The following is a 15,229-nucleotide window of genomic DNA, read 5'->3' as shown; positions in this document are numbered from 1 at the left end:
AATGGGCTATGAATAGTTCGGCTACAACGCTAAACCTGTCTTCGATGGTCGCTCACCACGCGCGGCTCGCACCGGAGAAGGAGGCAGTCGTTTGGGGAGATGTACGCCTCACATACAGCGAACTCGACAAGCTCTCAAACCGGGTCGCAAACGCCCTTGTCGGAATGGGGATCAGTCTCGGTGACAAGGTCGCTCTCAGTTGTCCGAACCTGCCGTTTTTCCCAATCGTGTATTACGGCATCCTTAAGGCCGGAGCAGCGGTCGTGCCGCTCAACGTCCTATTTACCGATCGAGAGATCGAATATCACCTCAGGGATTCTGACGCGAAGGCCCTGTTTGTGTTTGAGGGCACCGCTGACCTGCCGCTGGCCGAGACGGCGAAGAGATCCTTTGACACGGTGCCGTCGTGCGAACATCTGATCGTAATGACGAAGGACCTGCTGGGGCCGAGCCCGTTTGGCGAACACAAGACGCTGACCGAGCTTACATTTGACATGGCCGAGACGTTTGACATTGTTGCGACCTCGCCGGACGATACGTGCGCGATCCTCTACACCTCGGGCACTACGGGACAGCCGAAAGGGGCGGAGCTGACGCACGCTAACCTTTACAGCAATGTCGTAACGACCTTTTTGATCCACCTGCCGGTCCTCGACTTTACAGACGGCGGGCAGAAAACTTGTCTGATCACCCTGCCGCTGTTTCACACCACCGGCCAGACGGTGCAAATGAACACGAACATCTACGCCGGCAACCGCAACGTCCTGCTGCCGCGCTTCGATGCCAAAGGTACTCTCGATGCGATGGTGGCCGAGCGCGTAAATTTCTGGGTTGGTGTTCCGACAATGTACTGGGCATTGCTTAGATTTGTCCAGGAAACCGGATACGACATCAGCCGGATAAGGGAGACGATGAAGGTCTGCACGTCAGGTGGGGCCCCGATGCCGGTCGAGGTGATGCGGGAGTTTATAGAGGTCTTTGGCGTCCGTGTCCTGGAAGGCTATGGCCTGAGCGAGACTTCACCGCTCGCGACCTTCAATCATTTTGAGCGTCCGTCCAAGCCGGGCACGGTCGGCCAGCCGATCATGGGCGTCGAGGTGAGATGTTTTGACGACGACGATAACGAGGTTCCGGCGGGAGTGCGCGGCGAGGTCGTAATTCGCGGGCCGAATGTGATGAAGGGCTACTATAAGCGGTCCGATGCTACGGCCGAGGCGTTTCGCACCGGCTGGTTCCACACCGGCGATATCGGCGTTATGGACGACGAGGGTTATCTTGCGATCGTTGACCGCAAAAAGGACATGATTCTTCGCGGCGGATACAATGTCTATCCGCGCGAGCTCGAGGAGGTCATCATCACGCATCCGGCCGTGTCGTTGTGTGCCGTGATCGGCGTAAGCGACGAGCGGCTGGGCGAGGAGGTCAAGGCGTTTCTCGTCCTGAAAGAAGGTGCCGAATTGTCAGATGCGGCTTTTATCGACTGGTGCAAGACAAAGTTTGCCGCAAATAAATATCCGCGGTACGTTGAGTTTCGTGACAGCCTGCCGATCGGCGGAACGGGCAAGATATTCAAGCGGGCATTGAAGGAGGAGGCCGCAGGGAAAAGCTCAGGCTGAAATGGGTGTTTTTGCTTTTCGGTCGCTGGTTGCGTGAAACTTATCCTAGGATGTTTTACGCGAAGCTCACCGTTCTCATCATATTCGTCACAGCCGCTGCCGCTTGTCCCGGGTCGAAGCCTGCACGGGTCTCGATCAAGGACGACAAACGCTATGAGGCGGCCCTGTTTCGACAGAACTGCACAATTTGCCACGGGCCCGAAGCTGAAGGTAAGACCTTGGCCGACGGGCGTGTGATCCCAAACCTTCGATCGGGCGAACATAAATACACGACGGCACAGCAGATACACGATCACATTGCCAACGGCGGTAACGGCATGGTGCCGTTTCGCAATATGCTCACGGAACGCGAGATCAATATGCTGGTGGATTTCGTCATGCGCGACCTGAGGAAGTAGGAGAAACAGCGGATCGACCGGAGCGGACGGAAAAGATAAATCTGTGCGAAATCGCATGAATCCGTTGTTACAATCGCCTTATGAAGATACTGATTACAGGCGCAAGCGGTCTGGTCGGGGCCGCCTTGCAGAGGTCGTTTTCTGAGAAGGGTCACGAGATGCTCCTCGCCTCACGCAGCGAGCCGAAAGCAGCGAACGAGATCCGTTGGACCGTCGAGGATGGGTTTTCCGAACCGGAACGTCTCGAGGGACTGGACGCTGTTGTTCATCTTGCCGGCGAGAGTGTCAGCGGCCTTCGATGGAGCGAAGAGAAGAAAAAGGCGATCCGTGACAGTCGCGTACTTGGAACGCGCAGTGTCGTAGATGCGATCTCAAAACTCAATGACAGGCCCAAGGTGCTGGTTGCTGCCTCGGCCATCGGCTTCTACGGCGAACGCGGTGATGAGGAGATGACCGAATCATCAACAGCGGGGCACGGCTTTCTTGCAGACGTTGCTAAGGAGTGGGAGACAGAGGCCCGCCGGGCCGAAGACGCGGGCGTCAGGACGGTCCTGCTGCGCACTGGCATCGTTCTGTCAAAAGACGGCGGAGCGTTGGGCACAATGCTCACGCCTTTCAAGATGGGCGTAGGCGGTGTGGTCGGCAGCGGCAAACAGTGGATGAGCTGGATCTCGATCGACGACCACGTCCGCGTGATCAATTACGTAATCGAGAACGAGAACCTTCGCGGGGCCGTCAACGCGGTCAGCCCCGGTCCGGCCACGAACGAAGAGTTTACGAAGGCGATGGGCGAAGTGCTCTCTCGTCCGACATTTATCCCGCTGCCCGAATTTGCCGTCTCAATGTTGATGGGCGAGATGGGCGACGCATTGCTTCTGACCAGCACAAGGGTCATCCCAAAACGGCTGCAGGATGCCGGGTTTGAGTTCAAATATCCAAGCCTTAAGGAAGCCCTCAAACATGCCGTCTCGTAGCGGTTTATGTAAGCATCTCTGACAATAGGATCGGACGGCTCGGGGCTGCATCGGCTGCGAATGGTGCGATCTGCAGATTTAGCGCATATCGGCCGTCTTGAACCTCGCTTGGGACATAGATCAGTTCGGTGATCGTCGCATATATACGACTAGACGAATATATAGATGACCCTGTGGGAGTACTCCAGAAAATACGGTGGTTTACTAATTTACCTTGATCATACAGCCTATCTATCGATGGCAGATCAGTTAATAGATGCGTAAAGCCGCATATAACGATCAACTCCATTGCTTCAGCCGTAAAATAGGGCGGGATATGCTCGGCATCGTATCGCGTCGAGAGTTTTGCATCGTCATTTGGCAGAGTGCGGACAATCAGCGCCGCCGCATCAGGAGCACGTTCTAGGCCGGCCGAGCGAAGGGTATCCGCCGTGAGCACCAGGTCGCCATTCTCTGCGGCACTTGCCTCTACCGAGACCAATAGAGCGGGCATGATTACGTCGCGCAGACAATCCAGAATGGAGATCCGTTCGTCGGTTATATGGCCGACACATTCAGTATGCGTTCCGTTACAATGCGGGATCAGCGTATATTGCTCGTAGTTCACGCTGGAGCCTGTTCGCGTATCGCCCAGTGGGGTGGAGACAGCCTCCGGAGCGCCAAAGGCATTTGGCTGCAGCCCTCCGAACCGCATCGGTATCGAGAGGTCGGCTATCATCGTGTATCCGTCGTTCATCACGTTAGCCCTGCCAACTGTTCTCTCACCGCATCAAGGTCGAGCGAACTTACGTCAGCGACATCAGTACAGATCCGCATTAGCAACCGGTCTTGAGCATTACCTTTCTCTTTCGCGATCGAATACGGCATATCTTCGCGAAAGGTGACCATCGAGTACTTAGAAAAATAGTCCGGAAATGTTTGTTCCATACGCGTCTCCAATTCACGTTTTCGTTGGAAAACGGGGTCGGCGACGCGGTCGCGCATCTCGTAGAAATTCTCTTCGGCCATGTCCGCGATAGCATCGGTATTGACTTTGCGAAGAGCACCATACTCTTCATAGATCGTCGGCCAATCGGTGCCGTGCGTTGCGATGAGAGAGTCAAGTATGCGGACATCTTCAAAAGCGCAGTTCATTCCTTGACCGTAAAAGGGAACAACCGCGTGGGCCGCGTCGCCGAGGAGCAGCGCGTTGCCTTTGACATTCCACGGCCAACACTTGATCGTGCCGAGGTTGCCGGTCGGATTGTGAAAAAAATCCTCAACGAGTGTTGGCATCAGCGGCAGGGCGTCCGGGAACTGATGGTCAAAGAAATTCAGCACTTCTGTGTCGTTCGTCAGCTTATCGAAGGAGGTATCGGCGTTCGCATGTGCCAGGAACAGCGTACATGTAAAACTACAGTCAGAATTCGGCAGCGCAATCATCATGAACTGATGACGAGGCCAGATATGCAGGGCGTTCTTCTCGAGGCGAAAACCGCCACCGTCGGCAGGTGGTATATGCAGTTCCTTGTAGCCGTGTTCGAGCCAATCCTGAGAGAAATCGAACCGCTCGACGCCTCCGTTGAGCATCGCTGTCCTGACGGCCGAGCCGGCACCGTCCGTTGCGATAACCGTATCAGCCGAGACCACCTGCCCATCTGAGAATTTAGAAGTGCCTGCGATGCAGTCAAAACCGACACAGCGCATATTGAAATGAAACCTGACAGTCGCATGCTCCTCGGCCTCATTGATCAGTGCGATATTCAGGCCGGCACGCGAAACGGAATTGATATATTCGCCCTGCCGGCCGCTGTATGGCAGCAGCTTGGTCTCGCCTGCTGTCGAATGGATCATCCGGCCATACATCGGCACGGCTTCGGCGAGCATATATTCGTCCATCCCGACTCCGCTCAACGCCGCGATACCGCGATCGGATAACGCAAGATTGATCGAGCGGCCGGCCGCGACCTCTTCATTACGCATGTCACCGCGTGCCTCATACACATCGACCTCGATCCCGCGTTTTGCGAGATAGATCGACAGCAGAGAACCGGCAAGGCCGGCTCCGATAATCGCGACATGCGGCATACTTTAACGCAATTTGAGCATAGAGGGCGGCTGAACGCCAAGAGCCGGACGAGTCAGAGCTTCTCGACGCGAACGGCTGTGACCTTGAACTCCGGAGCCTGTGTAAAACGGTCGCGCGTCGGGCCGGTTGCATAGTTGAGGGCCACGGCCGGATCGTGGAATGAGGCAAAAAGCTCACCTTCGCGGACCTTATGGCTGATCTCGATCGGCAGCGTTGCCTGGCCATAGGCGCTGCGGAGGCGGACGAGTTCTCCTGTAGTGAGGGAAAGCCGCTCAGAATCCGGCCTTGAGATCATCAGAGTGTCCGTCGGCCGGATCTCGCGATTTGGCGTTCGCATGGTCATCGTTCCGGCGCTGAATTGCTCGAGGACACGGCCAGTGGTCAGCAGGAACGGAAACTCGTCTGATACAACTTCCTTTGTGGGACGATACTTGATCCTTCGGAGTGCCGCCGTCTTGCCATTAGAGAAGGTGTCGCCGTGCAGCACAGTCGTGCCCGGGTGGTTCAGGTCCGGACATGGCCACTGAAGCCCGGCTTCCTCAATTCGGTCATATGTGATCCCGTATCCCGGCGGCCAAACCTCACGGATCTCATTCCAGACATCCTCGGCCGACTCAAAGGCGAAATCTGCGGCAAAGCCCATCGCACGGCCCATATCACACACGATCTCAAGGTCCGAACGCGAACTGCCGCGTGACGATACCGATCTCCGGATGCGTTGGATGCGCCGCTCGCCATTCATGAATGTGCCGTCCTTTTCAAATGACGTGGTTGCCGGCAGAAAAACAGTTCCGAACCTTTTTGCTGTCTCATTCATGAAGAAGTCCTGAATGATCACGAGGTCCATATTGGCGAATGCCTTCGCCGTTTCATGAGTGTTGGCGTTTGACATAAGGACGTCGTAGCCGATGGTCCAGAGGGCCTTGAGCTTGCCGTCACGTGCGGCGTCCATCATCTGAAGTTGATTCAGCCCTGGTGCCAATGGGACCGGCCGCTGCCACACGCTCTCAAACAGCTCGCGGCCGATCTCCACGGCAACCGATCCGGTTAGAATGCCCGGGTCGCATCCCATGTGAGCAGAGCCCTGAACATTGTTTTGTCCTCGGAGCGGATTGACGCCTGTACCGGGCTTGCCGATGTTACCGGTGAGGAGTGCCAGGTTGACGATCGTCATCACGCCCTCCGTCCCCTGCAGGTGCTCCGTCATGCCCAGGCCGTGCAGGGCCATGGACGGCTTTTCGGCTGCGTAGATCCGTGCCGCTTTTCGGATAAGTTCGGCATCTACCTGACAGCGATCCGCGACTGCCTCAGGTGAATACTCAGCGACAAAGGCTTTGAATTGGTCAAACTCGTCCACGCGCTCATAAATGAACGTCTCGTCGGCCAAGCCTTCTTCAATGATCGTATGGGCCAGCGCATTGAACATCAGAATGTTAGTTCCGGCCCGGAGCTGAAGGTGGACGGTTGCGATCCGGGCGAGTTCCGTCTTTCGCGGATCTATCACAATTAGATTAGTTCCGTGTCTGAGTACAGCCTGCTTGATACGGGCTCCGGGGACAGGATGATTCTCGCTGGGGTTTGCCCCACAGATGATGATCGTTCGCGCTTTTTCGATGTCGTCAAACGAGTTTGTCATCGCGCCCGTGCCGATCATCATCTTCATTGCCGCGGCCGTTGGCGTGTGGCAGACGCGGGCGCACGAATCAACATTGTTCGTGCCCAATACGACGCGTGTAAATTTTTGAGCGAGATAATTCTCTTCGTTGGTCGCCCGGGCCGAGCCTAGAACTGCTACGCATTCCTTGCCATATTCGGCGACCAATCCTTTAAGCTTGTCGACAGTAAAAGCGATCGCTTCATCCCACGGTACCGTGCGCCATTCGCCATTCTCACGGATCATTGGCTCCGTGACGCGGTCTTCGGCGTCGATGAATTGATGCGCATAGCGGCCCTTGACGCATAAGTGGCCGTAGTTTACCGGTGCATCAAGCACCGGGCGGATCTGAACCACTCGGTCATCGCGCGTGCCGACATTCATCTCACAGCCGGTGCCGCAGTACGGGCAGGTCGTTTTGGTCCATTCTGTCGGAAAACCGCTTGCGATCACGGATTTGTCCTCTATGGCACCTGACGGACAGGCATCCGCACAGGCTCCGCACGAGACACACGTACTGTCACCGAATGATCCGAAAGAGTCGGGGACGATCTGCGAATCTTCACCTCGGCCAACCACATGCCAAACGAACTGCCCCTGGACGTCGGCGCAGATCCTAACGCATGCATAACAATTGATGCAGCGCGACATATCGACCGCGATGTATGTTTGAGAATCGTCAGGCTGCCCGGCCTCATCGGAACGAAAATCTCCCGCCGCAAGGCCATATTCTCTGGCCAGTTTGTGAAAAGGTTTTTCAGGATACGCGGCGAAGGAGGCTGCCGGATAATCGCGGGCGAGCATTCTAAGGTTCCATCGGCGGGCGGTCTCGACCGATTCGCTGTGGGTCTCGACCTCCATGCCGTCGGCGAGTGGCGTCGTGCATGAAACTGCCGGGTTGCTACGCCCTCTTATATCAACCAAACACATCCGGCACGCGCCCACCGGTGCAAGGCGTTCGTCGTTGCACAGCGTCGGAATCTTAATGCCAAGCTCGCGCGCCGCAGCGAGCACGCTCGTGCCGTCGGCAAACTCCCTTTCGATACCGTTGATCTTTGCCCGGATCATGGCTGGTTATCCCGATCTCTCCGCGGTTCTTTGTCTAGGTTAGCGCCGACCGAAGGATTTGCGAAAATCGAGAAACATCCGCGAACGAATTATAGAGCGACACCGGCGCTACGCGGATTACATCCGGCTCGCGCCAATCGGCGTAAACGGCATTCTGCGTGAGCCTCTCGTGCAGCGTCCGGTCGCCGCCACGAACGCGTATCGACAACTGGCAGCCACGCTGGGCGGGATCCGAAGGCGTAACAATTGATATCCGATCATCACCGATCTCGTGAACGAGGCTTTCAAGATAGCCGGTAAGCTTTCTCGACTTAACGATCAACGCCTGCATACCAGCCTCCGCGAATACCTCGAGTGATGCTCTAAGAGCGGCCATCTGCAGGATCGGTGGATTTGAGAGCTGCCAGCCCTCGGCGCCTCTAAGCACATGAAAATCGGGCCCCATCTGGAATCTCGTCGCCTTGTCGTGGCCCCACCAACCCGCAAAACGTGGTATTTCAGCACGATCGGCGTGCCGCTCATGAACGAATACGCCCGCTACCGCGCCGGGGCCGGCGTTCAGGTACTTGTAACAGCACCACGCCGCGAAATCCACGTCCCAGTCGTGCATTCTTAGCTCGATGTTGCCCGCGGCGTGGGCGAGATCAAATCCGACCGTCGCTCCGATGCGATGCCCGGCGGCAGTAAGTTCTCGCATATCAAATGCCTGGCCTGTGTAATAGTTCACACCGCCGAACATGATCGTGGCTATTGACCGGCCCTCGCGCTCGATCAGTGCAATGATATCCTCAGTCCGAAGGGTCGATTCGCCCTCGCGCGGTGCGACCTCGATGAGCGACGTGGCCGGATCAAAGCCGTGAAACTTGATCTGCGATTCGACCGCGTAACGGTCTGACGGGAAGGCACCCTTTTCGATCACGATCTTGTGCCGTTCGGCTGTCGGCCGATAGAACGAGACAAGCAACAGGTGAAGATTGACAGTCAGCGAGTTCATCACCACGGTCTCGACGGGCTGAGCGCCGATGATCGCCGCCATCTGTTCGGTCAGGAATTCGTGGTACGGCAGCCACGGCTTTCGCGCATGCAGATGTCCCTCGACCGCCAGCCGCTGCCAGTCGGCGAGTTCCTGCTCGACATACTCACGAGCCTTCTTAGGCATCAGCCCCAGCGAATTGCCGGTAAAATAGATCGGCTCGATGCCGTTCACCGGTTCAGGAAAATGAAAGCGGTCGCGAAAACTCTTAAGCGGATCAAGAGTGTCCGATTCTGCCGAGTTCATTATCTGGCAAAGGTCATTCATCGTCATCATTGAGCCAGAGAGCGATCACATCAACGTCATATCGCTCAAGGGCCGGGTCGGCAGTCATTAATCTAAGGCCGTGTCGACGTGCCTGGGCGACCAACAGCCGGTCGAATGGGTCCTTGTGATGATAAGGTAGCTCGGCGACGCTCAACGCGTCGTCCTGCGTAACTGCCAGCTTGGTCAGGCCCGCAGCCGAAACCAAATTATCAACGATCTCAGAAGGCGGACCGGGAAGATCCAAACGTCCTTTGGACCATTTTATCGCTATCTCCCACGCACTGACAGCCGAAAAAAAGACCGGTAGTTCAGGATCTTCCAGGAGCCCACGGGCTGCGGTGGAAAGACGTCTTTCAATACCGCCCGCCCACAGCAGTATGTGCGTGTCGATGAGGATGCTCACGAGTATTCTTCAAATTCCGGCAGCGGATCGTCGAAATCGTCATGTATGTGGATCTGTCCGTCGTACATTCCGATCCAGTCCCGCTTGTTCTTTTTGGGGACTGGGGTCAGTCGGACGGTCTCTTCACCATTGCGAGTGATAATGACCTCTTCGCCTTCGAGGGCACGATTGATCATCTGGCTGAGCTTGGATTTTGCCTCGTAAACGCTTACTTTCACAATTTGATTATGGTCTTAGTCAGACTAGCTAGTCAAGTCAAAGTTATTGTGAGATATTCAACCAGTTAAGGGCCGCTCCGTAGAGCAGCATTTCCTTGATCGACTGGTCATAATCCATTGATTCAATGAGCCTTCCGGGCTCGGCTTCGCCAAGCGGGAATGGATAGTCACTGCCGAGCATCACCTGATCAGCTCCGACAAGTTTGACGAGATAGTCGAGTTTCGCAGGCTCGTGGACGAGCGAGTCGAAGTACATCCGGCTCAGATATTTCCGAGGGCTGTGCTGATTGTCGACGAAAAGGTCGGGGCGGACGTTGAAGCCATGATCGATGCGGCCGAGCGTTGCGGGAAACGCTCCGCCGCCGTGGGCGAAGCAGATACGCAGATTTGGCAGCCGCTCGAGCGTGCCGGAGAATATCAGCGAACAGATCGCCCGCGAAACCTCGGCCGGCATCCCGACGAGCCATGGCAGCCAATATTTCTGCATGTCCTGCTCACCCATCATGTCCCATGGATGGACAAAGATCGCCATGCCGAGCCTCTCGCATGCGGCGAAGAAGTCAAAGAACTGAGGCTCACCGAGATTCAGCTGATTTACGTTGGTTCCTATCTCGACGCCGACGAGGCCGATTTCCTTACACCGCTCAAGCTCGCGGATCGCAAGGTCAAGATCCTGCATCGGAACAGTTCCGAGGCCGACGAAGCGTTCCGGGAACTTCCCGATAGCCTCAGCGATGTCGTCGTTGAGGAATCTCGCGATCTCGGCGCCGTCCTCTGGCTCGGCCCAGTAGCTGAACATTACGGGCACGGTCGAGAGGACCTGAACGGTTACGCCCGACGCATCGCATTCCTCAATGCGCTTTTCGGCAGACCAGCAATTAGAATCGATATCGCGAAACGAAACGCCGTCGTCACGCATCATTCGAGCGCAGCAGGGCTTGTAATGGTCGAGCCAGATAAAGCCACCATATCCGAACCTGTCCTTCCAGCGCGGGATATCGCGCGGGAGGATGTGGGTGTGAACGTCTATCTTTAGCATCGCGGTTTAGCTAACGACCGGCGGCGGTTCCATCACCGCACCGCAGTTTTTGCATGTGCAGAGACTTTCGTCACTGTAGAACCTTTTGAAAACACCCTGAAACTGCGTGGTAATGTCGCCAAGCTGGAAATACTCTTCGTAGAGCTTGTTATTGCACTTTTCGCAAAACCACATCAATCCGTCGAGTTCGCCCTCGCGGCGTTTGCGCTCGATAACGAGTCCGACCGTATTCTCGCCGCGGATCGGATTGTGCGGAATTCGCGGCGGCAAAAGAAACATTTCGCCTTCGCGGATGGGCACCTCGACAGGCTTGCCGTCTTCCTGTATCTGCACCTTTATATCGCCTTCGAGCTGATAAAAAAGTTCCTCGCCCTCGTCCCAATGATAATCCTTACGCGAATTCGGCCCGCCAACAACCATCACGATAAAATCATCGTCCGCATAAACACACTGATTCCCAACCGGCGGCTTAAGCAGATGGCGATGCTCGTCTATCCACTGGTTGAAGTTGAATGGCCTTCGGATCTGCATATCCTTGTTGAGTGTTTGGCGCTATTATAAACCCAAACGGTCAACTACAGATAATCAGGTGCGTGTGGACCGTTCACGCACCTCGAACGCATTTTTGGGAGGGCAAAAATGAGCGATATTCAGATCAATGAAGAGAAACTGAACGAACTTTTGGGGCGGTTCGTGTCCGATGTAGGAGCTACGATCAGTGCCGGCTCGATAATCATTGGCGAAAAGCTGGGCCTTTACCGAGCGATGGGGACGCCAAACGAACGTGTGACGCCAGCAGAATTGGCAAGCCGAACCGGCACTAACGAGCGCTACATTCGCGAATGGCTCAATGCCAATGCGGCGAGCGGCTATGTATGCTATGACCCTGAGAACGACGCCTACTACATGACGGATGAGCAGGCGTTCATTATGACGAGTGATGCCAGTCCCGTCTACGCTCCGGGAGCGTTCGTCCTTGCGGCTGCGGCACTAAAGGCTGTTCCCAAGATGGTCGAGCGGTTTAAGACCGGTGAAGGCCTTGGGTGGCACGAGCACGATGCCGACCTGTTTTGCGGCACGGAACTATTCTTCAGGCCCGGTTACAATGCTCATCTGGTCAGCTCGTGGATACCCGCGCTCGATGGGGTCGAGGAGAAACTCAAGTCAGGGGCAAAGGTAGCCGACGTGGGCTGCGGCCTTGGAGCATCGACCATCATCATGGCTAAGGCATATCCGAACTCCGAGTTTATCGGCTTTGACTACCACGACAGGTCGATAGAACAGGCCCGCGAACGGGCCGATGCCGCCGGCGTAGGCGATCGGGTCAGGTTTGAAGTGGCGGCGTCAAAGGATTTTCCCGGGACCGATTATGACCTGGTCACATTCTTTGACTGCTTGCACGACATGGGCGACCCGGTAGGTGCGGCAGAGCATGTAAAAGGTGCACTGAAGGATGATGGAACGTGGATGATAGTCGAGCCCTTTGCCAACGACCGTCACGAGGACAATCATAATCCGGTCGGCCGCGTTTACTATTCTGCTTCGACGATCATCTGCACGCCGGCGTCGCGGTCGCAGGAGGTTGGCCTCGGTCTCGGGGCCCAGGCCGGTGAGTCGCGACTGCGTGACGTGGCATTGAATGGTGGTTTCTCGAGTTTTCGTCGTGCGACTGAGACGCCGTTCAATCTGATCCTGGAAGCCCGTCCGTAGGCAGAGGCTCAAAGATTTGCCAGGGTTTCGACAGTTCGCCAATTGCGAGCCGTCACCGAAACCTTTAGTTTCTTCTCAAACTGTCCTCTGCCGAGATAGCTGTCAGCCACGCCCATCGGCAGATGGCAGTAGATCTCTCTGCCCCGAACAGCAAAACGCTCCTGAGGCGGTGCTGAGTCCATCAATTCACTAACCCTATCCGCCGGCATTTTTTCCTTAAGAAAGAGCACGTGCATTTCCTTATGGCTCTCAAACTGCCCTTCGAATGGATTCGCGGCGAGTATCTCGCGGATCGCGCTTTGTTCCCTAACCATCACCGAGATCGCCCGGCCAAAGCGCCCTTCTAGTGCCTTTTCGATCTTTCCGACAATCTTTTCTTCGGCGACCTTTGGTGAATCGAACCTAATGTTGCCGCTATTGATGTATGTCTTTAACCCGACGAATCCAAGCGATTCGAATAGGGCCACCAACTCTGACATTTTTATCATCGTGTTTCCGCCGACATTGATGCCGCGGAGCAGAGCGATATACCGCATAGGAAAATAGATAGTGTCGTAATTCGTGCATTCGTGGCTAAGTACGCGTTCAAAAGAGTTGGCCACGAATGCACGAATATATCCAAATTAAGACATTACCGGAAAAGAGTACGACATCGCGAACAAAAATCTTGTCGTGGTTTCGACAGTTTTTCCGCATATAGATGCAAAGACAACTATTTTTCAACGGAGGACTCAAGACATGAAGAAGAAAGCGGTGTTGATCAGTATAGTGGCAATTGTTGCCCTGGCAGCGGCAACGGCGGTGTCACAGACGCTTGATGCATTTAATCCGAACGCCGACCTGCCGGTATATCAGGCTCATAAACTACCTGACGGCAAGATCCTCATTTGCGGCAATGTGACCAAGATCGGGAACGTGACCACCGGCTATCTGGCGAGGCTAAATTCCGACGGCACGCGCGATGCGACGTTTGTCTCACCGAATCCAAGCGGCATCGTTAACCAGATCATTCCGCTTCCGGACGGCAAGTTTGTTATCACCGGTGGTTTTGACCTCGTCGGAGGCCTTACTCGGCGGCGCGTTGCGCGACTGAACGCAGACTTTACCGTGGACGCTACTTTTGATGCCGGGATCACGTCCGGTAACGGCGTGGGCCGCGGAGCCCTGATGCCGGACGGAAAGATCGTTCTCGGTATCAGCAGCGCGATCTCGTGGGGCGTTTATAGACTGAATACTAACGGGTCGATCGACAACACATTTGTCGAGCCCGAATTGAATAGTATTGCAAGCAAGGTCGTATACGATGCGGCCTCTAATAAGATGTATGTCATCGGCGGGTTCACCACGGTGAATGGCTCGACTCGACGCGGCATTATGCGGTTGAACCTCGACGGATCGGTCGATACCGCGTTTCAGCCACCTACCATATCCGGCACGGGAACCTTTTACGATATGGTCCCGCTACCTGACGGTAAGATCTATGTGGCCGGCACTGTGCAGGGCCTCGGCGGGGAGACAGGCAGGAATTACATTGCTCGTCTCAACAGTAACGCTTCGCTGGATACAACATTTGCGTCCGTTGCATTTGGGCCGGGAACCAATCCGGGCATTTACGCGGCCGAGATCCTGCCCAGCGGAAAGCTCCTGATCGCGGGAGCCTTCCCGACAGTCAATGGTCAAAACCGAATGAATATGGCCCGCCTGAACGCGGACGGCACGCTCGACCCGACGTTTCGCGACATGATCGTCGGCACGACGGCGTCCAGCTTCAATGGTCCCGCATTTCTGGACCCTCTCGGCGACGGCAAGTACTTTGTAGGCGGCTCGTTTGTATCAGTTGATGGGCAAACGCGCAATCGCATAGCCCGTATCACATTGGCAGACGAGGTCGCTGCAGGGCCGACGGACCTTGATTTTGACGGTGATGGTAAGGCCGACCTCGGCGTATTTCGTTCGAGCGACCGCAATTGGTACATCCGTCGAAGTTCGAATGGCACAGTCGCGACGCAGAACTGGGGCCTTACGACTGACGTGCTCACGCCCGCAGATTACGACGGTGACGGTAAGACAGATATCGCTGTTTGGCGTGACGAACCTAGCGACCCGAACAAGGCTAATTTCTACATACTCAAGAGTTCAGACTCGACGGTAAGTATTCAGCAATTTGGCCGGACCGGCGACGATCCGAGTATCTCGGGGGACTTTAACGGCGACGGAAAGGCCGATCTAGCGGTGTTCAGGCCGGGCACAGGCGGCGGTCAGAGCTATTTCTTCTATCGTTCGGTAAGTTCGCCTCCAGACTCGTGGGTCACGACGCCCTGGGGCGTCGATGGAGACGTACCTCTTGTCGGAGATTACGATGGCGACGGAAGGACCGATATCGCTGTGTTCAGGCCCTCAAACGGGTTCTGGTACATTCTCGAAAGCGGCACGTCCAGCGTTCGCTATGCTCAATGGGGCCTTGCTTCTGACTCATTCGTGCCGGCCGATTACGACGGTGACGGCAAGACCGATCTGGCGGTATTCAGGAACGGTGTGTGGTATATCCTCAACTCCAACGGCGGTTCGGTTAGGTACGGTTACCTTGGTATTGCGACCGACCTGCCGGTTCCGGCTGACTACGACGGCGACGGCAAGGCCGATCTCGGAGTTTACCGCGACGGGACATGGTGGCTGGACCAGAGCACGTCGGGACTAGCGGCCCAGCCGTTTGGCCTCCCGACCGACCTGCCTCTTCCGAACCTTCGGGTTGACTAGAATCGGAGACACAAACGAAAATGG

Annotated in this window: 14 protein-coding genes; 5 read left to right on the top strand and 9 right to left on the bottom strand. The window is 55.9% G+C overall.

Annotated elements, in window-relative coordinates:
* Positions 1 to 8: 8 nt before the first annotated feature.
* From IPM59_00685 to IPM59_00675, 3 genes are all read left to right on the top strand, one after another.
* Positions 9 to 1,616 carry a long-chain fatty acid--CoA ligase gene (locus tag IPM59_00685; protein ID MBK9214109.1) on the top strand — a complete coding sequence of 536 codons (1,608 nt, stop codon included), beginning with the start codon at positions 9 to 11 and terminating at the stop codon, positions 1,614 to 1,616.
* A 50-nt stretch (positions 1,617 to 1,666) separates the two neighbouring features.
* Positions 1,667 to 2,014, top strand: coding sequence for a cytochrome c (locus IPM59_00680; protein MBK9214108.1), 348 nt, complete (start codon positions 1,667 to 1,669; stop codon positions 2,012 to 2,014).
* Positions 2,015 to 2,094: 80 nt separating this feature from the next.
* Positions 2,095 to 2,988, top strand: a complete 894-nt coding sequence (locus IPM59_00675; protein MBK9214107.1) for a TIGR01777 family protein — start codon at positions 2,095 to 2,097, stop codon at positions 2,986 to 2,988.
* Positions 2,989 to 2,992: 4 nt separating this feature from the next.
* Here IPM59_00675 and IPM59_00670 read toward each other — a convergent pair whose 3' ends face one another.
* From IPM59_00670 to IPM59_00635, 8 genes are read right to left on the bottom strand one after another with little or no spacing between them, the layout of a single operon-like run.
* Complete coding sequence (locus IPM59_00670) at positions 2,993 to 3,724, bottom strand: cyclase family protein (protein MBK9214106.1); 732 nt, start codon at positions 3,722 to 3,724, stop codon at positions 2,993 to 2,995.
* Positions 3,724 to 5,055, bottom strand: coding sequence for an FAD-dependent monooxygenase (locus IPM59_00665; protein MBK9214105.1), 1,332 nt, complete (start codon positions 5,053 to 5,055; stop codon positions 3,724 to 3,726). Before IPM59_00665 ends, IPM59_00670 begins: the two co-directional genes overlap by 1 nt.
* A 53-nt stretch (positions 5,056 to 5,108) precedes the next feature.
* Positions 5,109 to 7,778: a formate dehydrogenase subunit alpha gene (gene fdhF / locus IPM59_00660; protein ID MBK9214104.1), complete on the bottom strand. Its 2,670-nt coding sequence runs from the start codon at positions 7,776 to 7,778 to the stop codon at positions 5,109 to 5,111.
* Positions 7,779 to 7,812: 34 nt separating this feature from the next.
* A complete protein-coding gene (kynU, locus tag IPM59_00655; GenBank protein MBK9214103.1) occupies positions 7,813 to 9,087 on the bottom strand; it encodes a kynureninase in 1,275 nt (424 codons plus the stop codon).
* Positions 9,071 to 9,481, bottom strand: a complete 411-nt coding sequence (locus tag IPM59_00650; protein ID MBK9214102.1) for a type II toxin-antitoxin system VapC family toxin — start codon at positions 9,479 to 9,481, stop codon at positions 9,071 to 9,073. The genes kynU and IPM59_00650 overlap by 17 nt, the downstream gene beginning before the upstream one ends.
* A complete protein-coding gene (locus tag IPM59_00645) occupies positions 9,478 to 9,699 on the bottom strand; it encodes a type II toxin-antitoxin system Phd/YefM family antitoxin (protein ID MBK9214101.1) in 222 nt (73 codons plus the stop codon). The genes IPM59_00650 and IPM59_00645 overlap by 4 nt, the downstream gene beginning before the upstream one ends.
* A gap of 43 nt (positions 9,700 to 9,742) precedes the next feature.
* The gene (locus IPM59_00640) at positions 9,743 to 10,738 is read right to left on the bottom strand and encodes an amidohydrolase (protein ID MBK9214100.1); all 996 of its coding nucleotides are present in this window, start codon (positions 10,736 to 10,738) and stop codon (positions 9,743 to 9,745) included.
* A 6-nt stretch (positions 10,739 to 10,744) separates the two neighbouring features.
* Positions 10,745 to 11,269 (bottom strand): 3-hydroxyanthranilate 3,4-dioxygenase, encoded by a 525-nt coding sequence (locus IPM59_00635; GenBank protein ID MBK9214099.1) that lies wholly within the window; start codon positions 11,267 to 11,269, stop codon positions 10,745 to 10,747.
* 117 nt (positions 11,270 to 11,386) lie between these two features.
* Between IPM59_00635 and IPM59_00630 the strand changes: the two genes are divergently transcribed.
* A complete protein-coding gene (locus IPM59_00630) occupies positions 11,387 to 12,448 on the top strand; it encodes a class I SAM-dependent methyltransferase (protein ID MBK9214098.1) in 1,062 nt (353 codons plus the stop codon).
* An 8-nt stretch (positions 12,449 to 12,456) separates the two neighbouring features.
* Here IPM59_00630 and IPM59_00625 read toward each other — a convergent pair whose 3' ends face one another.
* On the bottom strand, positions 12,457 to 12,984 hold the full coding sequence (locus IPM59_00625; protein MBK9214097.1) for a DUF1697 domain-containing protein: 528 nt from the start codon (positions 12,982 to 12,984) through the stop codon (positions 12,457 to 12,459).
* Between the two features lie 202 nt (positions 12,985 to 13,186).
* Here IPM59_00625 and IPM59_00620 point away from each other — a divergent pair, with 202 nt between their 5' ends.
* Positions 13,187 to 15,205 carry an FG-GAP repeat protein gene (locus tag IPM59_00620; GenBank protein ID MBK9214096.1) on the top strand — a complete coding sequence of 673 codons (2,019 nt, stop codon included), beginning with the start codon at positions 13,187 to 13,189 and terminating at the stop codon, positions 15,203 to 15,205.
* Positions 15,206 to 15,229 lie beyond the last annotated feature (24 nt).

Source organism: Chloracidobacterium sp. (assembly GCA_016715795.1).
Lineage (GTDB): Bacteria > Acidobacteriota > Blastocatellia > Pyrinomonadales > Pyrinomonadaceae > OLB17.
The sequence above is the reverse complement of the archived record's forward strand: the minus strand, read 5'-3'. Positions and strand labels throughout refer to the sequence as shown.